General features: G+C 65.1%; 20 protein-coding genes and 1 pseudogene. 6 read left to right on the top strand and 15 right to left on the bottom strand.

Going from position 1 to position 21089, the window contains the following annotated elements; translation table 11 throughout:
- Positions 1–261, bottom strand: a 261-nt coding sequence (locus tag K359_RS59485; RefSeq protein ID WP_245284847.1) for a transposase, incomplete at its 3' end; no start/stop codon positions are given.
- 78 nt (positions 262–339) lie between these two features.
- Between K359_RS59485 and K359_RS0138445 the strand changes: the two are divergent.
- Positions 340–699 (top strand): annotated as a pseudogene (locus tag K359_RS0138445) (thiamine pyrophosphate-dependent enzyme); the annotation flags it as partial.
- Here K359_RS0138445 and K359_RS0138440 read toward each other — a convergent pair.
- The 11 genes from K359_RS0138440 to K359_RS0138395 all read right to left on the bottom strand — a co-directional run bounded on the left by K359_RS0138440 (position 696) and on the right by K359_RS0138395 (position 10251).
- A complete protein-coding gene (locus K359_RS0138440; protein WP_029083988.1) occupies positions 696–1910 on the bottom strand; it encodes an MFS transporter in 1215 nt (404 codons plus the stop codon). The pseudogene K359_RS0138445 and the gene K359_RS0138440 overlap by 4 nt on opposite strands.
- A 41-nt stretch (positions 1911–1951) precedes the next feature.
- On the bottom strand, positions 1952–2605 hold the full coding sequence (gene alkB / locus K359_RS0138435) for a DNA oxidative demethylase AlkB (RefSeq protein ID WP_029083987.1): 654 nt from the start codon (positions 2603–2605) through the stop codon (positions 1952–1954).
- A 12-nt stretch (positions 2606–2617) separates the two neighbouring features.
- Positions 2618–3361, bottom strand: a complete 744-nt coding sequence (locus tag K359_RS0138430; RefSeq protein ID WP_029083986.1) for a 2OG-Fe(II) oxygenase — start codon at positions 3359–3361, stop codon at positions 2618–2620.
- A gap of 251 nt (positions 3362–3612) precedes the next feature.
- Positions 3613–4299: a DUF2848 domain-containing protein gene (locus K359_RS0138425; protein WP_029083985.1), complete on the bottom strand. Its 687-nt coding sequence runs from the start codon at positions 4297–4299 to the stop codon at positions 3613–3615.
- Positions 4292–5641: an amidase gene (locus K359_RS0138420; protein ID WP_029083984.1), complete on the bottom strand. Its 1350-nt coding sequence runs from the start codon at positions 5639–5641 to the stop codon at positions 4292–4294. Before K359_RS0138420 ends, K359_RS0138425 begins: the two co-directional genes overlap by 8 nt.
- Before the next feature lie 57 nt (positions 5642–5698).
- On the bottom strand, positions 5699–6166 hold the full coding sequence (locus tag K359_RS65935; protein WP_256375196.1) for an ATP-binding cassette domain-containing protein: 468 nt from the start codon (positions 6164–6166) through the stop codon (positions 5699–5701).
- Between the two features lie 8 nt (positions 6167–6174).
- Positions 6175–6411, bottom strand: coding sequence for an ATP-binding cassette domain-containing protein (locus K359_RS65930; RefSeq protein WP_256375195.1), 237 nt, complete (start codon positions 6409–6411; stop codon positions 6175–6177).
- Positions 6401–7129 carry an ABC transporter ATP-binding protein gene (locus K359_RS0138410; protein ID WP_029083983.1) on the bottom strand — a complete coding sequence of 243 codons (729 nt, stop codon included), beginning with the start codon at positions 7127–7129 and terminating at the stop codon, positions 6401–6403. Before K359_RS0138410 ends, K359_RS65930 begins: the two co-directional genes overlap by 11 nt.
- Positions 7119–8039, bottom strand: a complete 921-nt coding sequence (locus K359_RS0138405) for a branched-chain amino acid ABC transporter permease (RefSeq protein WP_029083982.1) — start codon at positions 8037–8039, stop codon at positions 7119–7121. The genes K359_RS0138410 and K359_RS0138405 overlap by 11 nt, the downstream gene beginning before the upstream one ends.
- Positions 8032–8955, bottom strand: coding sequence for a branched-chain amino acid ABC transporter permease (locus K359_RS0138400; protein WP_029083981.1), 924 nt, complete (start codon positions 8953–8955; stop codon positions 8032–8034). Before K359_RS0138400 ends, K359_RS0138405 begins: the two co-directional genes overlap by 8 nt.
- 45 nt (positions 8956–9000) lie before the next feature.
- Positions 9001–10251 carry an amino acid ABC transporter substrate-binding protein gene (locus K359_RS0138395; RefSeq protein WP_245284846.1) on the bottom strand — a complete coding sequence of 417 codons (1251 nt, stop codon included), beginning with the start codon at positions 10249–10251 and terminating at the stop codon, positions 9001–9003.
- Between the two features lie 230 nt (positions 10252–10481).
- Here K359_RS0138395 and K359_RS0138390 point away from each other — a divergent pair, with 230 nt between their 5' ends.
- The 4 genes from K359_RS0138390 (at position 10482) to K359_RS0138375 (ending at position 14412) form a co-directional block, all read left to right on the top strand.
- Positions 10482–10895, top strand: a complete 414-nt coding sequence (locus tag K359_RS0138390) for a Zn-ribbon domain-containing OB-fold protein (protein ID WP_029083979.1) — start codon at positions 10482–10484, stop codon at positions 10893–10895.
- Between the two features lie 4 nt (positions 10896–10899).
- Positions 10900–12039, top strand: coding sequence for a thiolase (locus tag K359_RS0138385; RefSeq protein ID WP_029083978.1), 1140 nt, complete (start codon positions 10900–10902; stop codon positions 12037–12039).
- A gap of 155 nt (positions 12040–12194) precedes the next feature.
- Positions 12195–13109 carry an SDR family oxidoreductase gene (locus K359_RS0138380; protein WP_029083977.1) on the top strand — a complete coding sequence of 305 codons (915 nt, stop codon included), beginning with the start codon at positions 12195–12197 and terminating at the stop codon, positions 13107–13109.
- 190 nt (positions 13110–13299) lie between these two features.
- A complete protein-coding gene (locus K359_RS0138375; protein ID WP_156928889.1) occupies positions 13300–14412 on the top strand; it encodes an SMP-30/gluconolactonase/LRE family protein in 1113 nt (370 codons plus the stop codon).
- A 132-nt stretch (positions 14413–14544) separates the two neighbouring features.
- On the opposite strand, the gene ppc is transcribed toward K359_RS0138375, so the two are convergent.
- From ppc to K359_RS0138360, 3 genes are all read right to left on the bottom strand, one after another.
- Positions 14545–17337 carry a phosphoenolpyruvate carboxylase gene (gene ppc / locus K359_RS0138370; RefSeq protein ID WP_156928890.1) on the bottom strand — a complete coding sequence of 931 codons (2793 nt, stop codon included), beginning with the start codon at positions 17335–17337 and terminating at the stop codon, positions 14545–14547.
- Between the two features lie 245 nt (positions 17338–17582).
- Complete coding sequence (locus K359_RS0138365) at positions 17583–19130, bottom strand: acyl-CoA synthetase (RefSeq protein ID WP_029083974.1); 1548 nt, start codon at positions 19128–19130, stop codon at positions 17583–17585.
- A 166-nt stretch (positions 19131–19296) separates the two neighbouring features.
- Entirely contained in the window at positions 19297–20106 is an 810-nt protein-coding gene (locus K359_RS0138360; RefSeq protein ID WP_029083973.1) for a crotonase/enoyl-CoA hydratase family protein, read from the bottom strand.
- Between the two features lie 100 nt (positions 20107–20206).
- On the opposite strand from K359_RS0138360, the gene K359_RS0138355 reads away from it, so the two are divergent.
- Positions 20207–21082: an SDR family oxidoreductase gene (locus tag K359_RS0138355; protein WP_029083972.1), complete on the top strand. Its 876-nt coding sequence runs from the start codon at positions 20207–20209 to the stop codon at positions 21080–21082.
- Positions 21083–21089: the final 7 nt, after the last annotated feature.

Here is a 21089-nt window from a genome sequence, read left to right as displayed (position 1 = left end):
GACAGCTTCCGTCGTTGGCGGCGTACTTGCCGCAACTATCGCAGGGACGAATGTCGGGCCGATCGAATCCTCTTCGGCCGGATCATGACAGGTCCAAGCCTTGCGCCAGCTCAGCAGAAGCTGACGTGATATCCCATACCGGCGAGCCGTCGCCGACACCAGTCGTGGCCCCGAGAAGCTCTCCTCTACGATTCTGAGCTTCTCCGCACGCGTCCAGCGTCGCCGCCGACCGGTCTCCACCAAATCCATGCGGCTCAGCACCGCACTGTCCTTATGTCCGTCCATAAGGACAGTCAGCTACAGATCGGAAAAACTCGCAAGACGGCCGCCCTCGGACGGATACCGATCACCGGCGACGGCGGCTTCATGTTCGGCGTGCAGGAGCTCGCCACCGCCGTCCAGTTCAGGATCGGCGTGGTGACGCTGGTCTTCAACAACAACGCCTATGGCAATGTCCGCCGCGACCAGCGCGAGCGCTTCGACGGCCGCGTCGTCGCCTCCGATCTGGTCAATCCTGATTTCGTCAAGCTCGCGGAGTCATTCGGCGTCGGCGCCGCGCGCGTCACCTCGCCCGATCACTTCCGCCCGGTGCTGGAGACGGCGCTCGCCGACGGCGGGCCTTACGTGATCTCGGTGGAGGTGCCGACGGATTCGGAAGTCAGCCCCTGGGCGTTTATCCACCCAGCGAGAAATAACTAGGCGCTCTTCACACCCCGTTGCAGCCGCGACGCGGCGATCACGAGCAGGCCGGCGCCGGCGACCGACCAGCAGGCGACCGGCGCCCAGTGCACCAGCGGCGCATAGTCCGGTATCTTCTGCAGGCCGCCGGCGACTGCCGCCATCCGCGCAAAGGTCGCAAGCGCCAGCGCCGAGAACACGAGGCCGGTGACCTTGCCTTCCGCGCCGGTCTCCCCGATCGCAAGGGCTGCGGACACCGCGCTCATCAGCATGCAGCCCCAGGCAGCCCCCGCCAGGAACTGCGCCACGATCAGGGCGTTTAGGCTTCCGGCAATCTCCGCGGCAATGATGGCGAATGCGCCGAGCAGCCCCGCCGCGCCCATCACGATCAGGCCGCCGCGATGCCTGACGACGATGCTCGCCGGAAACATCGCGATGTTGAAGCCGATCCAGAACACCGGCATCAGCCATTGCAGATTATCCGCCGTGGCGAAGCGCAGATAGAACGGGGCGCTGTTGATATTGAAGTGCAGCTGATAGCCGAGCGAAAGCAGCACCATCGACGCGATCAGGAACATCGGCACCGCCCCGAGCCGCTTGGCCGGTGGCGCCAGCCGCGCCGGCTGCGCCTCCTCGGCGATGCGGCGCTCGATCCCTGAAAACGCGAGCGCGGTCAGCAGCAGCACCGCGCCGGACAGCACGAACGGCAGCCGCGCATCCTGGTTGCGCAGCACAACGGCGAGATAGGGCGAGAGCGCACCGGCGATGCCGTAGCCCAGCATCGCCAGCGCGGCGAGGAACGGCACCGACGGCTCGGCCCGATACTTGCCGAGCAGCGTCAGCGGCGGGGCGCGCAACGCCGATGACGTCACCGCCCAGATCACGATCAGCGCGATCAGCCAGATCTTGGCGCCCGGCCCGGTGCCCGCCAGGTAAGGCAGCGCGATGAAGGCGGCGCAGGAGATCGCGGCGAGGATGCCGACGAACACGCCGAGGCGGCCGACCAGCCTGGAAATCCTGTCGGCAGCCATGCCCATCGCCGTGTCGGTGATGGTGAAGATGCCCTGGTCCATCATCAGGATCAGGATGACGGTCGAAGGCGCGATGCCGACTTCGGCGCACAGCTTTGGCAGATAGATCAGGTATGTGGTCCAGCCCAGCGTGAAGACGAGCTGCAACACGGCGAGATAGACGCCGGTGCGGTTGACGGCGCGGTCGGCCTTGGTGGTCATGCGCCAAGTTTAGACCACCTCCGCGTTCTGCGGGAGGGGCGTCAGCGCACCTTGCGGAAGGTCAAATTGATGCGCTGGCGGCCGAGCAAACCGTGCTCGCCATCGGCGAGCGCCGCGACGCCGTGATAAAATAACCGTGACGGCCCGCCCCACACCGCAACATCGCCGTGCTCGAGCCGGTAGCGGCGCGGCGTGTCATTGCGCTTCAGGCCGGCGAACAGGAAGATCGCCGGCAGCCCGAGCGAGATCGAGACGATCGGTGCCGCGTAGTCGAGCTCGTCCTTGTCCTGGTGCAGCGACAGCTTTGCGCCGGGGACGTAGCGATTGATCAGACATGCATCCGGCGCAAAGCCGGTGAAGCCGGCCTCATCAGCAGCGTCGGCAGCGAGCTTGCGCAACACCTCCGGCATCGCCGGCCACGGCTGCCCCGTATTGGGATCGATCGGATCATAGCGATAGCCGCTCGGATCGGAGACCCAGCCGAGGTTGCCGCAATTGGTCATCGCGACCGACATCCGGTGGCCGCCCGGCGTGATCAGATGGCGGAACGGCGCCTGCTTCACGATCACGCGCAATGCCGGGATCAGTTCGGCCTCGAACGGCTTGGCAAAACCGCGCAACAGCACCGCGCCGTCCGCGATCGCCTCGCGCGGCGGTCGTGCATCACCAGTGGTCTCGAACAGATCAGCAGCCAAGCTTCTGCGCACTCACTTTGCGTCGTGGAAGATCACGCCAACGGTATGGCGATGGCCGGACCTGATACGGCTGACGCCATGGCGCAGATTGACACGATACGGCCCCCGCGTCCCCTGCACCGGACGATGATGCACGGCAAACGCCACCGCATCGCCCTTGGTCAGCGGCACCACCTCGGGCCGCGACTGCATCGGCGGCCGCTGCTCGGTCAGCACGAATTCGCCGCCGGTGAAATCGCGCCCCGGCTCGGACAGCAGGATCGCGACCTGGATCGGGAACACGTGCTCGCCATAGAGATCCTGGTGCAGGCAATTGTAGTCGCCCTCGCCATATTGCAGCAGCAGCGGCGTCGGCCGGGTCTGCCCGGCATCGTGGCAGCGCTTCAGGAACGCCGCGTGCGATGGGGGATAGCTGATGTCGATCCCCATTGTCTCGTTCCAGCGGTTGGCCGTGGCGGTCAGCCGCGCATACAGCGCCGGCCGCAGCTCCGCGATCAGGTCCGGCAGCGGATAGGAAAAGTATTTGTATTCGCCGCGGCCAAAGCCGTGGCGGCCCATCACGACCCGGCTGCGGAACCGGCCGTCGTCGGGATAGAGCGCGGCGATGGCATCGCATTCCCGAGGCGTCAGCAGGCCGTTGAGGACGGCGCATCCCTGCCCGTCGAGATCGGCCGTGATCCAGTTCCAGTCGAGTGCGTCGATGCGGGCGGGAATGTCCGTGGCTGGGCGGGTGATGGCTTTGGCTGTCGCTGTCATGCGGCGGAATCTGGCTCATAAGCGCGGCCGGCGCCACCCGATTTCCGATCGAAATGTGCCGCAGGACGCCACCCATTCTCGGTGTCGTCCCGGCGAAAGCCGGGACCCATAACCACCGTCGTCAGTGGTTGAGATCGCCGGGGCCACAGCGTGCCAACCACGATGCCCTGTGGTTATGGGTCCCGGCTTTCGCCGGGACGACGCGTGGAGAGAGTGTCAGCCGAGTTTTTCTGGCACGACTTACGGCGAGATCAGCCCCGCACCGGCAGCGTCACGACGTCGTAGCCGTGGCTGATCTTCCGCTTCAGCACCGGGTCTTCCAGCTCGAACTCGAAGCGGCTGGCCGGGCGGATGCCGCCCTTGGCCGCGAAGGTGCCGCCAAACATGGCGCAGCCGTCGGGCAGCGCGCCCTTGTCGAAGCCGCCCGCGATCAGGTCCTTCACCGGCAGCATGTGATCGAGCGTGCCCTCCTGGTAGAGCACGCGCTGGCCGCCGATTGTGGCCCAGGCGCGCAGAACCAATTGGTCCCAATGGCCAATGACGTCCTCGAGCTCCCAGAGTTCGGAGGCCATTGGCTTGTCGCACATCTGCTTCGACACGGTGACGCTGTAGCTCTCGACCTTGCGATCGGTATGGTCGGAGCCGCAGCCGACGAAGATGCGGCCCTGCCAGCCGATCAGCACGAACTCGACCTCGCCGCTGGAGTCCTCGCCGCAGACCTCAATGGCGTCCGCGAAGGTGAGCCGGCGCGCCGAGCAGCGGTAATAGATCGGCGTGGTCGCGGGCCGCGCGATGCCGATCGCCTCGAGCTCCGCGATGTGCTTGTCGCGCGCCACCGGATCGCGGCCGGTCCAGCCGGCGATCACGGCCTGTTTGATTTCCAGCGTCAGCGGCGTGGCAACGCCCTTGTCGTCGACATTGAAGGTGAGATCAAACACGGATGACGGTCTCCATTCCGGCCGCAAGCTCGAAGATGCGGCGATCCAAACCGCCCGCGGCCGCGAGCATCAGGCCGACCGGCGCCTCGCCCTCGCGATGCGCCGGCAGCGAGATAGCGCAGCCGTCGAGCACATTGATCAGCGTGCAGTTGCGCAGCGCGCGCAGGTTCTCGGTGCCGAATGCCTTGTCATCGGCGAGGCTTGCAATCGTCGGCGGCAGGTTCGCCGTGGTCGGCAGCACCATCGCGTCATAGGGCGCGATGCGCTGTTCGGTGCGGGCGATGAAAGAGCGCCGCGCATTGAGCAGATCGATATAGTCGGCAGCCGGAAAGCCCTCGCCGCGCTGGATGCGCACGGCGACGCGGGGATCGTAGATGTCGCCCTTGCTGGCGAGCAGGAAGCGGTGCCAGGCATAGCTCTCGGCAGCAGCAAAGCCGCCCTTGGCGTTCATGACGCCGACGTCGAGCAGTTCAGGGACCTCGATCCGCTCGATCAGCGCGCCGGCGCGCGACAGCGCGGCGAGCGCACGCTCGAAGGTTTTCGCAACGGCATCATCGAGATCGTCGAGTGCAACCGTGGTCGGCACCGCGAGCCGCATGCCCTTCACCGGGCGCGGCGTCAGCGGCGCCAACGGCTGATCGGCCAACACCGCGTCAAGCGCCGCACAGCAGGCGACTGAATTGGCCAGCGGGCCGTAGCTGTCGAGCGTGAACGACAGCGGCACGCCGCCATCGAGCGGAATTCGGCGCTGCGTCGGCTTGTAGCCGACGATGCCGTTGAAGGCCGCCGGGATTCGGCAGGAGCCGCCGGTATCGGTGCCGAGCGCGCCGAATGCCATGCCGTCGGCAATCGAGACCGCCGCCCCCGAGGATGAGCCGCCGGGCACGTGGCCGACGCTGCGGTTCCAGGCGCTTTTCGGCGTGCCGTAATGCGGATTGATGCCGATGCCGGAATAGGCGAACTCGGTCATGTTGGTGCGGCCGATCACGATGAAGCCGGCGCGCTTGAGCCGCGCCACGACGGGCGCATCGGCATCCGCCGGCGCCGAATCCTCCAGCGCCCGGGAGCCGGCGCGCGTCACCTGCCCCTTGATGTCGAACAGGTCCTTGATCGAGACCGGAATGCCGGCGAACGGCGACGGCGCGGCGTTGGCCTTGCGCAGCCGGTCCATGGCGTCGGCGGCCTCCAGCGCCGCGTCGCGGTCGACATGGATGAAGGTTCGCTGGCCCTCGCCGGCCGGATCGGCGATCCTGGCGATGCATTGCTCGACCAGCTTGCGGGCGGAGGTCGCGCCGCTTTCGAGATCGGCGGCAAGGGAGGCGAGTGTCGGATTTTTGGGCATGGTTTTCACTTCACAGTTGGACCTTGTTGTCGCCCGAATAGTCCGCGCCGATCCGGATCACTTCAACCCGAAATAGGCGCGGTGCAGCTCTTCATTGCCGCTCATCTCGGCAACCGTGCCGGAGAAACGGATGCGCCCGCCTTCCAGCACGAATACGCGGGTGGCAATCTCAAGGAAACCGATATTTTGCTCGGCGATCAAGAGCGCCAATCCGCGACCCTGCAGGCTCGACAAAGCGCGGAGCACCTCCTTGACGAACAGAGGCGACAGCCCGGCCGAGGGCTCGTCCATCACGAGCAGCTTCGGCTCGGCCGACAGCGCCTTGGCGATGCCGAGCATCTTGCGCTGGCCCCCGGACAGGCTGGAGGCCGGGTCGCGGCGCTTGTCGCGCAGCACCGGGAACAGGCCGTACAATTCGTCGACCCGCGCGCCCGGATTGGCATGGCCGAGCGCCTGCGCGCCGACCCGGATGTTCTCCTCGATCGACAGATCGGGAAACACCGCAAGCTCCGACATGTAGGTCATGCCGCGCTTCATGCGGTCCGAAGATCGCATTTTGGTGATGTGCCGAGCCTGATGTGGCCGCTGCGGGCCTCGATCAGGCCGACCAGCGATTTCAGGAAGGTGGTCTTGCCCGCGCCATTGGCGCCGAGCAGCAGCACGGTCTCGCCGGGGCGGACGTCGAGATCGACGCCCCACAAGACCTGCATGGTGCCGTAGCCGGCATCGACGCCTTTGGCGTCCAGAAGCGGCGCTGCATCAGTGGGCATGCTCGCCTCCCAAAAATACCTCGATCACCTGCGGCTCGCGCACCGCGGTCGCAAGCGTGCCTTCGAAGATCTCCTTGCCCGCATTGAGCACGATGACGCGGTCGGTGATCTGCTCGATGAAGCCCATCAGGTGCTCGACCACGATGATCGCCATGCCGGTTGCGGCCAGCGCCTTGATGCGGCCGGCGATCCAGTCGAGCTCGGCCGGGTTGAGACCGGCCGCGAGTTCGTCGAGCAGCAATAGCCGGGGCCGCGTGGCGAGCGCGCGGGTCAGATCCAGCATCTTCTGCTGCGCGCTGTTGAGATCGGCGGCGGGGCGGTCGGCGACCTCCTTGAGCCTGAAATCCTCGAGCAGTTCGGGGATCGACGGCGCGCCGGTCGCACCGCCATAGGCCAGCGCCACCTGGATGTTCTCGCGCACAGTGAGCGACAGGAACGGTTTTGGCACCTGGAAGGTGCGGTTGATGCCGCGGTGAACGAGCTTGTGCGAGGCGACGCCGCCAGAGGACGTGCCGTCGAACACGACCTCGCCGCCGTCGGGCGCATAGAGGCCGGAGATGACGTTGATCGCCGTAGTCTTGCCGGAGCCGTTCGGGCCGACCAGCCCGAGGATCTCGCCCGGCACGACATGAAAGCTCAAGCCGTCGAGCGCGTGGAAGCCGCCGAAGCGCTTGACGAGCTTGGAGACCTTGAGGATGGCGGTTTTCTCAGGGGACATGCCACCCCCTGCGCGTTGCCAGCGACACCAGCCCTGCGGGCAGGAACAGCACCAGCCCCATGATCAAAAGGCCATAGATCAACTGGAAATATTGCGGCGTGGTGAAGCCGATCAGATTGTAGATGCCGTACAGGATCAGCACGCCGACGATCGGTCCGGTGATGGTGGCGACGCCGCCGAACAGCGCGAACACGATCGCGAAGATGCTGAACTCGCCGGAGAATACGTTGTCGGGATAGAACACCGAGACGTACCAGGCGTAGATGCCGCCGGCGAGGCCGGCGACCAGCGCCGAGGCAAGCCAGGCGATCACCCGCATCTTGATGATGTTGACGCCGGCCATCGAGGCCGACACCGCATCCTCGCGCACGGCCTGCAGCGCAAGCCCGAACGGCGAGTTCTTCAGATAGATGACGGCACCGACGGTCAGCGCCATCACGACGACGGCGGCATAGTAGGCGTGGGTCGGGTTGAACGTGCCGGTCAGCGACACGCCATACGGACCCTTGGTGATCCCCTCCAGCGCCGGGTTGGCGACGAAGTGCAGCACCGCGAGCGAGGCCGCGAGATTGGCGATCGCGAAATACGCGCCCGACAACCGCAGCAGCGGCGTCAGCAGCAGGCCGAGCGCCACCGCAACGAGGCCGCCGACCAGCACCGCCAACGGCGCCGGCGTCTGCAGGTGCATCACCATGATGGCAAAGCCGTAGGCGCCGGCGCCGAAGAAGCCGACATAGCCGAACGGCAGATAGCCGGTGAAGCCATAGATGATGTTCACGCCCTGCGCGAGGATCAGGAAGATCACGAAGTTGAACAGCAGCAGATGGTTTTGATAAACGCCCGGCAGCAGTGCGAACACCACCACCAGCGGCGCGAGGATGAACAGCAGATGCTTCGATGCATTATGCAACGCGCACCCGCCTTCCGAGCAGACCGCTCGGGCGCAACAACAGGATCACGATCAGCAACACATAGGGCAAGAGGTCGGCCCAGGAACTGAGATAGGTCTGCACCAGCATGTAGCAGAGGCCATAGACGACGCCGCCGAGTGCGGTGCCCAGCGGATTGCCGAGCGAGCCGAGCACGACGATCGCAAACGACGTCACCGTCGCATCGGCGCCGAAGGCCGGCGTCACCGAGCCGAACATGAACGGCGCGAACACGCCGGCGACGGCCGCGATGCCAAGCCCGATGCCGAACGCCGCCGCCGAGACGCGATCGACATCGATGCCGGTCGCGAAGGCCTCGTCGCGGCGCGACATCACCGCGCGGGTCAAGGTGCCGAGCCTCGTGTGATAGAGATAAAGGTAGACCAGCGCGATCGCGATCAGGCTGGTGCACGCCGCGATCACCCAGGGCGCGGGAAATCCCTGGCCGAAAATCTGGATCGGCCCTGCCCCGCCGGCCTTGCCGCCGAACCATTTCACCTTGATGGTCGTGAACACGGTGCCGAGCAGCCGGCTCTGGATCGACCGCTCGCTGGTGCCGGCGAAGATCGTGGTCACGGCCTCGATCACCTGCGAGAGGCCGAAGAACAGGATGATCGACAGCATTTCCGGATTGGCCGAGCCCTGCAGCCGCGGCACCAGCACCCAGTACAGCAGCATACCCGCCAGCACGAAAACCACGAAGGCCAGCGGAATTGCGAACAGCGGGTCGATGCCGGCGACGCCGACCACGCCGAGCGCGATGAAGGCGCCCAGCATCAGGATGTCGCCATGCGCAAGGTTGACGATGCGCATGACGCCGAACACGAGATTGAGACCGATGCCGACCAGACTGAAATACAGCCCGAACAGCACGCCGGCAACGAGCGCATAGGTCATGCTACCGCTCGCCGCCGAAGGTGACGCCTGCAGCCGAAAATCGCATCACGGCGCCGGATAGATCGGCTTGCCGGTGGCGGTCTCGTGCGGATAGATCGAGACGAACTTGATGTGATCGTGCTCGTCGACCGTGAGCTGCCCGAGCGGCGTCAGTTCGCCGATCTGGCCGCCGGTCTCATCCAGCGCGAAGGTGCCGTCCAGCGTCTTGAGCTGGCCGCTGAGCGAGAACACGGCGCGACGCAGCTCCATCTGGTCGAGGCTGGACGCAACCGACAGCGTCTTCTCGACCACCAGCGCGGTGGTGTAGCCGGCAACCGCGTTGAAGCCGAACTCCATCTTGCCGTCGTTGTACTTCTTCAGCCAGGCGGCGCGGAAATCCTTCATGTTCATCCCGAAATTGACGGGATAATCGAGCTCGGACGGCGGCACATAGGTCCAGACGTGCTCGAGGCCCTTGGCGCCGACGTTCTTCTCGAGCAGCTCGGTCTCGAGACCGGCATAGATCGCGAACAGCATCTTGAACTTGGTGCCGACGTCCTGGACGTTGCGCAGGAAGGCGATGTCGTTCGGCGCATAGCCGAAATGGATCACCGCGTCGGGATTGGTCTTGCTGATGTTGTTGATGATGACGTTGTAGTTGGTGGTCTCGGTCGGAACGCCCTGGTCGTAGACGATCTCGATCGGCGCGCCGGAGTCCTTGACGAACTTTCTGAAAGCATTGGCCTGGGTGCCGGTGAACTCGTTGGTCGCGTAGAGTATCGCGACCTTCTTGATGCCGATGCCAGGGCCGTCCTGGCTGATGAAGTCGGCCACCGGCTTCGGCCAGACGGTCGACACCGGATCGGCCATCAGCGCGATGTAGGGATTGTCCTTGGAGAAGAAGCTCGCGCCGGTGCCGGTCTGGTCGAACAGGAACATCTTGTGATCGCGCGCGATCGCAACCGCGGGCGCCGTCAGCACCGATCCGGAATCGGCGACCAGAAGGTCGACCTTATCCTGGGTGACGAGCTGGTTATAAAGCGTAGACGCAGTCGCGGTGTTGCTCTGGTCGTCATAGGAGACGAGCTTGATCGGGATCTTCTTGTCGAACGCCTTCACGAAGACGCCGCCCTCGGCGTTCTTCTGCTCGACCCACAATTTCAGCGAGCTGTAGACCGGCATCGAGATAGAGGCGTAGCGCCCCGACGACGCGTAGAGCGTGCCGATCTTGATTTCCGACGGTGCGTCCACCGCAGTGGCCTGTGTGGCGAATGCGAGGCTGGCAGCGAGTGCCGCGCCGATGATCCTCAGCATCATATTATTCCTCCCGGGTATCTTGAACGTGCCCTTGACGTATCTTGGACCGCGGCCCTTCTACGCGCCGGATCGGAGCGACACAAGCATCGCGGCCTTAGCAATTGTGCGAGGGGCGGAATATGCGGCATGCGCGAAACACAGGCCGCTGCGCGGGGCACGGATGGACCGTTGACGGGGCTCGGTCCAATGGCGCATCAAGTCTGTAACGATTTCGGGAGGAAACATCAGACATGGCCGAGCCCGCGCGCGCAAAACCAAAACCGACGCCTGAGACCCAGCATTTCTGGGACGGCACCAAGGCCGGCGAGCTGCGCCTGCAGCGCTGCGACGCCTGCGCCAATGTCTACTTTCCGCCGCGGCCGTTCTGCCCCTCCTGCGCCTCGCGCAAGGTCTCGGTCTTCAAGGCCAGCGGCAAGGGCAAGCTTTACAGCTACGTCATCAACCATCGTCCCGCCGCGCCCGGCTTCACGCCGCCTTATGCGATCGCCATCGTCGAGCTCGACGAGGGCCCGCGCCTGATGAGCAACATCATCGATTGTCCCCAGACGCCGGAAGCGCTCGAGCTCGACATGCCGCTCGAGGTCGCCTTCGAGGCGCTCGACGACAAGATCACCCTTCCCTTGTTCCGTCCGGCGAAGGGGTAACGCGATGCGCAGAAACCAGGTTGCCGTCGTCGGTGCGGCAGAGACCACCGAGCTCGGCGTCATCCCGAACATGTCGCAGATCCAGCTGCACGCGGATGCGGCGCTGAATGCGATCGCGGATGCCGGCCTGAAACTGTCCGACATCGATGGCTTTGCCACCGCGGTCGAGACCCCGCAGCAGATGGCCCACTATCTCGGCATCACGCCGACCTGGGTCGACGGCACCTCGGTCGGCGGCTGCTCCTTCATGCTGCATGTCCGCCACGCCGCGGCGGCGATAGAGGCCGGCCTCTGCAAGACCGTGCTGATCACCCATGCCGAGAGCGGCAAGTCGATGATCGGCAAGCAGCCGCGCTTCACCGCACCCGACAGCCTCAACGGCCAGTTTGAGTCTCCGTTCGGCGTGTACGGACCGCCGAGCATGTTCCCGATTCCCGTGCTGCGCTTCATGAAGACCCACGGCATCACCCATGAGCAGCTTGCGATGGTCGCGGTCGTGCAGCGCGAATGGGCGGCGAAGAATCCGCGCGCGACCATGAAGGGGCCAATCACGGTCGCCGACGTGCTGAACTCGCGGATGATCGCCTATCCGTTCCGGCTGCTGCAATGCTGCCTCGTCACCGACGGCGGCGGCGCCTTGATCCTCACCTCGGCCGATCGCGCCAAGGACTTCCCGCAGAAGCCGGTCTACATCCTTGGCACCGGCGAGAGCGTGGAAACGCCGATGGTCAGCCAGATGAAGACGTTTGACTCATCGCGCGCCTTCAAGGTGGCGGGTCCGCTCGCCTTCAAGGAGGCCGGCATCGCCCACAAGGACGTCGATCATCTGATGATCTACGACGCCTTCGCGCATCTGCCGCTCTACGGCCTCGGCGATCTCGGCTTCATGCCCCATGAGGAAACCGGCAAGTTCATCGCCGACGGCAACACCCGCCCCGGCGGCAAGCTGCCACTTAACACGAATGGCGGCGGGCTGAGTTACATGCACTCCGGCATGTACGGCATGTACGCGTTGCAGGAGAGCGTGCGGCAGATGCGCGGCATCGCGCCGGCGCAGGTGCCGAACGCGAAGATCTCGGTCTGCCACGGCGTCGGCGGCATGTTCGCCGCCAGTGGCACGATCATCTTTACGAACGAACGATAGCAATGGCCGGCGCAAGCGCAGCGCCCGATCTGTCATTGCCGGGCTTGACCCGGCGATCCATCTTCTGAAGAAGGATGGATGCGCGGGTCAAGCCCGCGCATGACAAGTGGGGCTCCGCATCGGCCTGCGAACATACAGCAACAAGGAGAACCCACATGGCAAAATCACTGCAGGATAAAGTCATCATCGTCACCGGCGCGGGCCGCGGCATCGGCCGCGAGATCGCGCTGCTCTGCGCAGCTGAGGGCGCCAAGGTCGTGGTCAACGATCCCGGTGGCGCCGCCGACGGCGCCGGCTCGAACGCGGCGCCCGCCGAGGAAGTGGTCGAGGAGATCAAGAAGCGCGGCGGAACGGCGGTTGCCAATTTCGAGTCGGTGGCGGAAGCGATCCCCGCCAGCAAGATCGTGAAGACCGCGACCGACCACTTCGGCCGGCTCGACGGCGTCGTCAACAATGCCGGCATCCTGCGCGACATGATCTTCCACAAGATGAGCGTGGAAGCCTTCGAGGCCGTCATCAAGGTGCATCTGATGGGCTCGTTCTATGTCAGCCACGCCGCGGCGCGGATCTACCGCGAGCAGGAGTCGGGCTCGTTCGTGCACTTCACCTCGACCTCCGGCCTGATCGGCAATTACGGCCAGGCCAACTACGCCGCCGCCAAGCTCGGCATCGTCGGCCTGTCGAAGTCGATCGCGCTCGACATGGGCCGCTTCAACGTGCGCTCGAACTGCGTTTCGCCGTTCGCCTGGACCCGCATGATCGGCACCATCCCGACCGAGACCGATGCCGAGAAGGCGCGGGTCGAGAAGATCAAGCAGATGGGCCCGGAGAAGATCGCGCCGGTCTGCGCCTACCTGCTGTCGGACGCCGCCAAGGACGTCACCGGACAAATTTTTGGCGTGCGCATGAACGAGATCTTCCTGTTCGGCCAGCATCGTCCGGTGCGCTCGGTTCATCGCGGCGAAGGCTGGACGCCCGAGACCATTGCCGAACACGGCATGCCGGCGCTGAAGGGATCGTTCGCCAAGCTCGACCGCTCGGCCGACGTCTTCACCTGGGATCCGATCTGAACTGAACTGATCTTGGGATCCGATCTGACAGTTTTATGAAAAAGTCGCCCCGGTGAACTCTGCGCGCAATCGCGCACGAGGCCGGGGCGACACACTCTTTGGTTGTTTCATCATCGCGTGCCCGCATTGTGCCAGAATTGCGGGTGCATGATCGCCCTCCCCAATAACAACAATGACTGGGAGGACTTTCGTGACAAATCCAAGCAACATACAGAAACACGAGGGCGACGGCGCGAAGGCGTTCGACCGTCGAACAATCTTGCGCGGCGCAACCGCGCTTGCTGCAACCGCGATGGCTGCATCCGATGCTGCAGCGCGCGACTTCGGCCGCAACGCGGAGCCGCAGCGTTATCCCGACCCCGATATCGTCGTGATCGACGACAAGCGCTTCAAGGCCAAGGTTGGCAACACCGCGATCAAGCGGCTCTACACCGGCTGTCTGTGGGCGGAAGGCCCGGCCTGGAACGCGCAGGGCCAGTATCTGGTGTGGAGCGACATCCCGGCCAACCGGCAGTTGCGCTATCTCGACGATGACGGCCACATCTCCGAGCAGTTCCACAAGCCGTCCAACGAGGCCAATGGCTCGACCTTCGATTTCGAGGGCCGGCAGATCACGGCCGAGCGCACGCGGCTGGTACGCTACGAGCACGATGGAACCGTCACGTCACTCGCCGAGCAGGCCAACGGCAAGCAGCTCAACGGGCCGAACGACATGGTCGTGCATCCCAACGACAAGTCGATCTGGTTCACCGATCCCGGCTATGGCGCGATCTCGATCTATGAAGGCCAACTGGCCAACACCGGATCGAAGCAGCCCTACCAGAAGGAAGCGGTCTATCGCTTGGACGCATCGACCGGCCAGGTCACCAAGGTCGCCGACGAACCGTTCAAGCCGAACGGCATCGCCTTCAGCCACGACTACAAGAAGGTCTATGTCTGCGACACCGGCATCACGCATTATCCGAACGCCAAGAACATTGTCTGGCAGTACGACCTCAGCGGCGACAAGCTCTCCAACCCACGCACGCTGATCGACATGACGCTGGACGGCAAGTCAGGCTTCCCGGACGGCATGCGCGTCGACATCGACGGCAACATCTGGGTCGGCGCCGGCTGGGTCGGACCGGGCTATGACGGCGTGCAGGTGTTCGCTCCCGACGGTCAGCGCATCGGCCAGATCCTGCTGCCGGAGACCTGCGCCAACCTCACCTTCGGCGGCAAGAAGCGCAACCGCCTGTTCATGACGGCAAGCCAGTCGCTCTACGCGGTCTATGTCGAGACCAGGGGCGCGCATAACTGTTAAGACGCCGTCGTTCCTGCGAAAGCAGGGACCCATAACCACCAGTGCCGATTGTTTGAAAGGCTGGGGCTCCAGCTTCTCGCAACACAGCCGGTCGTGGTTATGGGTCCCGGCGTTCGCCGGGACGACACGTGGCTAACCGCTGTTCCGCAACCCCGCCGAGATTCCGTTGATCGTGATCTGAATCCCGCGCAGCACCTGCTCGTCCGGGTTCTGCGCGCGATGCTCCTTCAGCAGCTCCACCTGCACGTGATTGAGCGGGTCGAGATAAGGGAAGCGGTTGCGGATACCGCGGTCCAGCAGCGGGTTGCCTTGCAGCAGCCGGTCGTGGCCCATGATGTCGAGCAGCGTGTCGATCGACAGATGCCACTCGCGCCGGATCTGGCCGAAGATCTTCTCGCGCAACGCGACGTCGGGCACGAGTTCGGCATAGCGCGAGGCGATCGCGATCGAGCTCTTCGCCAGCACCATGTCCATGTTGGACAGCAGCGTGCGGAAGAACGGCCATTCCCGGTAGAGCTCCTGCAGGAACGGCATGCCCTGCTCCGGATGCTCGGCGATCCAGGTTTCCACTGCCGCGCCAAAACCGTACCAGCCCGGCAGCATCAGCCGGCATTGCGCCCAGGAGAACACCCAGGGGATGGCACGCAGGTCCTCGATCTCGCGGGTCTTCTTGCGCGACGCCGGGCGGCTGCCGATGTTCAAGGTCGCGATCTCGTTGATGACGGTCGAGCCCCAGAAATAGTCGGCAAAGCCTTCGGTTTCATAGACGAGGCCACGATAAGCCTTGAAGGCGAGCGCGGAGAGCTGCTCCATCGCCTTGAGATATTCGGGACGCGGCGCGCTCTGCCGCGGCTGCAGCAGGCTGGTTTCCAGCGTCGCCGCTGCGAGGATTTCCAGATTGCTGCGGCCGACCTCGGCATTGGAGTATTTCGAGGAGATGATCTCGCCCTGTTCGGTGATGCGGATCTGGCCGTTCACCGCGCCGCCGGGCTGCGCGATGATCGCGTCATAGCTCGGGCCGCCGCCGCGGCCGACCGAGCCGCCGCGGCCGTGGAACAGGCGCAGCCGCACGCCGTGGCGCTCGAACACCTCGACGAGTCCGATCTCGGCCTTGTAGAGCTCCCAGCCCGAGGTGACGAAGCCGCCATCCTTGTTGCTGTCGGAATAGCCGAGCATCACCTCCTGCACGCTGCCGAGGCTGTCGACCAGCTTGCGATAGTCGTGCAGCACCAGCATGCGGTCCATGATGCCGCTGGAGGCCTGCAGATCCTCGATGGTCTCGAACAGCGGCACGACGTTAATCGCGCTGCGGCCGGATGGATTGACCAGCCCGACCTCCTTCAGAAGCACCGCGACCTCGAGCATGTCGGACATGCCCTTGCACATCGAGATGATGCACTGGGGGATCACCTCGGGCCCGAACTTGGCATGGGCCTCCGCCGCGGCACGGAACACGGCGAGCTCGCTTTGGGTCTCTTCGGAATATTTGACGAAGGGTGAGACGAGCGGCCGCGCGCTGCGCAACTCGCCGAGCAGCAGGCTGACGCGGGCGTCCTCGCCGAGCGCCAGATAAGACATGCCGGAATTCGCGGTATCGAGCAGCTCGGCGATGGTGCGCTCATGCACCGCCGAGTTCTGGCGGATGTCGAGCCGCGCCAGATGGAAGCCGAAGCAATCCACCGCGCGCCGCAACAGCCGCAGCCGGCCGCGCGCGATCACGCCGGAATTGTTCGCGATCAGCGAGCGATTGAGCACGTCGAGATCGGCCTGGAATTCCTTGACGCTGGCATAGGGCTCGGCCTTGCCGACCGGCGGCCGCGTGGTCTCGACCTCGAGCCTCCTGGCGGTCGCCGCGAGCCGTGCGTAGATGCCCGAGACGGCCAGCCGATAGGGCTCGCCGCTGCGATGCGGTGAGGTGTCGGGCGAACGCTCGGCAAGGGTCCGTAGTTCGTCCGACACGTCGGCGAGAAACGCCGCCAGCGACAGCTCGGCACCGAGCGCGTGCAGCTCCTCGAGATAGAAGCTGAGCACCCGGCTCGACTGCAGCCGCAGCGTGCCGCGCATCACCTCGGCGGTGACGAACGGATTGCCGTCGCGATCGCCGCCGATCCAGCTACCCATCCTGAGGAACGAGGCGAGCTCGTCGGCTTCGCCGCCCTCCTTGTTCAGCCGGTCCTCCAGCGCGCAATGCACGCGCGGGACCTCCTGCAGGAAGGTGTAGTCGTAGAACGACAGGCCGTTGGCGACCTCGTCAAGCACGGTCAGCTTGGTCCGGCGCAAGAGATTGGTCTGCCACAGCGTCACGACCGCGCGGCGGAGCTGCTCGTCGCTGGCCTCGCTTTCCTCCGGGGTCATCTGCAGCCGCTCGCGGCGGTCGAGCAGGTCAGCGATCTCCATCTCGCGGTCCATCGTGCTCTTGCGGCGGACCTCGGTCGGGTGCGCGGTCAGCACCGGACTGACCAGCGCGCTCCTGAAGAAATCGCGCAGGTCGGCCGGGCTGATGCCGGCCTGCCGGGCGTGGACCAGCGTCTGCTCCAGCGTGCTCGGGCGCGGCGCCCCGCTCGGGCCGCGGCTGCGCATCTGGCGGATGTTGTTCTGGTCCTCGGCGATGTTGGCGAGGTGGGAGAAATAGCTGAAGGCGCGGACGATCTGCAGCGTCTCGGCGATCGACATGCCGTCGAGGATGCCCTCCAGCTCCCGCCGCGCCAGCTTGTCCTCGTCGCGATGGAACCGGACCGAGGTCTGGCGGATGCGTTCGACCAGGTCGAACACGTCGGCCCCCTCCTGGTCGCGCACGGTGTCGCCGAGGACGCGGCCGAGGAGGCGGATGTCGTTCCGGAGCCGTGCATCCTCCTCCTGCGCCTGCACTTCTGCCGCGCGCCTGGCCTGGATATCGGTCTCGGAAGGCATGGTCTGGGGTGGCAAGATCTGGGGAGACATGGCTGGCTACTCCAGAGGCTGCCCGGGCTCGCTCCAAATGTGCGCATTTTTTGCCGCAGCGCAAGATGAACTTGGGGGCGGTGCACCACTGCCCGTCGTCCCTGCGAAAGCGGGGACCCATAACCACCGATGCCCGAGGTTGGCATCCGATGGGGACACGACTCGCGCAAGCAGAGGCATCCGTGGTTATAGGTCCCGGCCTTCGCCGGGACGACAGCGAGTTTGTGCTCCTAAATCCTCCGCCCCGCCCGCTCCCAATATGGATCGCGCAGCCGGCGTTTGAAGATTTTTCCGGAATCCTCCCGCGGCAGGTTGGTCTGGATCTCGATGTGTTTCGGCACCTTGTAGTCGGCCAGCGCGGTCTTCAGCTGGGCGCGGACCCCGGCGATGTCGAGCGTGACGCCCAGCTGCGGCTCGACCACCGCCATCAGCGCCTCGCCGAACTCGGCGTCGGGGATGCCGAACACCGCGCAGTCATGCACGCCGGGGACCGCGTGCAGCACCGCCTCGATCTCCGCCGGGTAGATGTTGACGCCGCCTGAGATCACCATGTCGCGCTTGCGGTCGCAGATAAAGACATAGCCGTCGGCGTCGATATAGCCGACATCGCCGGAAGTGATGAAGCCCTGCCGATCGATCTCGGCGCGCTTCTCGGATTTGTTGTGATAGGTGAAATCGGGATTGCCCTTGATCCGCGAATAGATCTCGCCGATCTGCCCCTGCGCCACCTCCTTGCCATCGTCGCCGACGAAGCGCAGCTCGGCGCCGGGCGAAATCTTTCCGACCGTGCCGGGCTTGTTCAGCGCGTCCTCCGAGGTTGCGAACGTCACCGCGCCCGACTCGGTCGAACCGTAGAATTCGTAGATCACCGGTCCCCACCAGTCGATCATGGCGCGCTTGACGTCGGCAGGACACGGCGCCGCGGCGTGGATGATATGGCGCAGCGACGACATGTCGTACTTGCTGCGCACCTCCTCGGGCAGCTTCATCAGGCGGATGAACATGGTCGGCACCATGAAGATGGTGTCGATCCGCTCGCGCTCGATCAGCGCCAAAAATTCCTCCGCGTCGAAGCGCGGCATCAGCACCAGCGCGCCGCCGAGCTTGCCCGAACGCAGCCCGAAGGAATTCGGCGCGGAATGATACAACGGCCCCGGCAGAATCGCGCGTGCCCCCGGCTTCAGGCCATAGATCATCCCCCGCATCGCTTCCGCATTGGCGGTCTGCTCGGGCGTCGGCGCGAAGCGGCGCACGCCCTTCGGGTGGCCTGTCGTCCCCGAGGTGTAGATCATGTTCTGCGGCTGCGGCACCACCGGGCCGTCATAGCGCGGGAACTGGGCGAGCCAGGATTCGAAATCGATCGCGAAATCCGGCGTCGCCAGATGATCGGGATTGATCTTGTAGTTGGCGAGGATCTCCGGCGGCGTCGGCACGCCGAGCACGGTGACGTCGGGCGGGATCGCGCCGCGCAGCGGATGCAACATGTCGGCATGGCCGATCAGGACGCGCGTGCCGGAATCCGTCAGCACGTAGTTGATCTCCTCCGGCTTGAAGTGCCAGTTGATCGGCACGCCATAGGCGCCAAGCCGCATCGCCGCATAGGCAGCCTCGATGAAGACAATGTCGTTGCGCATCAGCATGCAGACGCTGTCGCCCGGCTTGACGCCGAGCTTGTTCAGGCCGCTGGCGATACGCTCAGTGCGCTCGGCCACCCCTGCGTGATCGCGCCGGCGCTCGCCGCTGATAATGCCGAGGAAGGGTTGGGACGTTTCGCTCATTTTGTTCTTGTTCTTCGTTGTTGGTTAGCGACGCCGGAAGTTGTCGTCATCACCGGGCTTGTCCCGGTGATCCACGTATTCACCGCCGCAACGAAGACGTGGATGGCCGGGACATCTGCGCGAAGACGCGCTTCGCGCTTTTGCCCGGCCATGACGGCGGAGAGATTCACGCATCCGCAAACCTTGGCGCGCGCTTCTCCAGATTGGCGCGCACGGATTCAGTCTGGTTCGGGCTGCCGAGCAGCTTCTGCTGCTCGACGGATTCCGCCAGCAGTGCAGCGGCCGGATCGACCGACAGATTGTTCAACATGCGCTTGGCGGCGCGGATGGCATCCGGGCTCTTGCCGGCGATCTCGCGCGCGACTTCCAGCGCCGCGGCGCGCGGGTCGTCGCAGACGCGAGTGGCGAGGCCGTAGCTCTGCGCTTCCTGCGCCGAGAAGATGCGACCAGTGTAGGTGAGCTCACGCAGGATGTCGTCGCGCACCAGGCTCGCGAGGATCGGCGTGCCCGCCATGTCGGGTACCAGGCCCCATTTGATCTCCATGATCGACATGCGCGCATCAGTCGAGAGGAAGCGCATGTCGGCGCCGAGCGCGAGCTGGAAGCCGCCGCCGAATGCGACGCCATGGACCGCGGCGATCACGGGCACCGGAAGCTGGCGCCAGCCCCAGACCGCCTGCTGCGCGAAATTGGCCTTGCCGTGGGTGCGGATCGTCAGGTCACGGCTCTCGCCACCGGGCACCCCGTTACCGCCGTCCTTCATGGCAGCGAACCGCCCCATGTCGAGCCCGGCGCAAAACGCCCGGCCCTCGCCTGATAACACCACCACCCGAACGGCTTTTTCCTTGGAAAGCCGGTCGGTTGCGGCGACCAATGCCTCGAACATCGCGGCATCGAGCGCGTTCATCTTGTCCGCCCGCACCAGCCGGACATCGGCGATACCGTCCGAAATCGATATCGAAACGCGATCTTCCATTGAAATCTCCTCCGCTGTTCCTTGATGGCGCTTTACACAAAGGCCGTTGTCCGCTTTTAGTCAATCGACCAATTAACTGACAACCCCCGTGGAGGAAACGATGTTCTCTGATCAGCTTCTTACCGGGCGGCGCATCCTGGTCACCGGCGGCGGCACCGGCCTCGGCAAGGCCATGGCCTCGCGGTTCCTGCAGCTCGGGGCCGAGGTGCACATCTGCGGCCGCCGCAAGAGCGTCTGCGACGAAACCGCCACCGAATTGATGGCCGAGCATGGCGGACGCGTGGTGAGCCATGGCGTCGACATCCGCAACGCGATGGCGGTCGACGAAATGATCGAGGCGATCTGGACCACCAGCGGTCCGCTCACCGATCTGATCAACAACGCCGCCGGCAATTTCATCTCGCGCTCGGAAGAGCTCTCCGCGCGAGGATTTGATGCAGTGGCCAACATCGTGATGCACGGCACCTTCTACGTCACGCACGCGGTGGGCCGACGCTGGATCGCCGGCGGCCATCGCGGCAACGTGGTGTCGATCACGGTGACCTGGGTGCGCAACGGCTCGCCCTATGTGGTGCCGTCGGCGATGAGCAAGTCGGCGATCCACGCCATGACGATGTCGCTCGCGATCGAATGGGGCCGCCACGGCATCCGCCTCAACACCATCGCGCCCGGCGAGATCCCGACCGAAGGCATGAGCAAGCGCATCAAGCCCGGCGACGAGGCCGGCGCGCGCACCAAGGCGGTGAACCCGATGGGCCGCGTCGGCACCATGGAGGAATTGCAGAACCTCGCCGTGTTCCTGATCTCCGGCGGCTGCGACTGGATCAACGGCGAGACCATCGCCATGGACGGAGCCCAGGCGCTCGCGATGGGCGGCAATTTCTACCAACTGCGCGACTGGAGCGACGACGACTGGACCAAGGCGCGCGAGTCGATCAAGGCGCAGAACGAGAAGGACCGCGCAGCGCGCGGCTGACGCGACA

It is taken from the genome of Bradyrhizobium sp. th-b2 (assembly GCF_000426785.1).
Taxonomy (GTDB): Bacteria; Pseudomonadota; Alphaproteobacteria; order Rhizobiales; family Xanthobacteraceae; genus Bradyrhizobium; species Bradyrhizobium septentrionale.
Note: the sequence above shows the minus strand (reverse complement) of the source record. Positions and strands in the feature narration are given on the sequence as shown.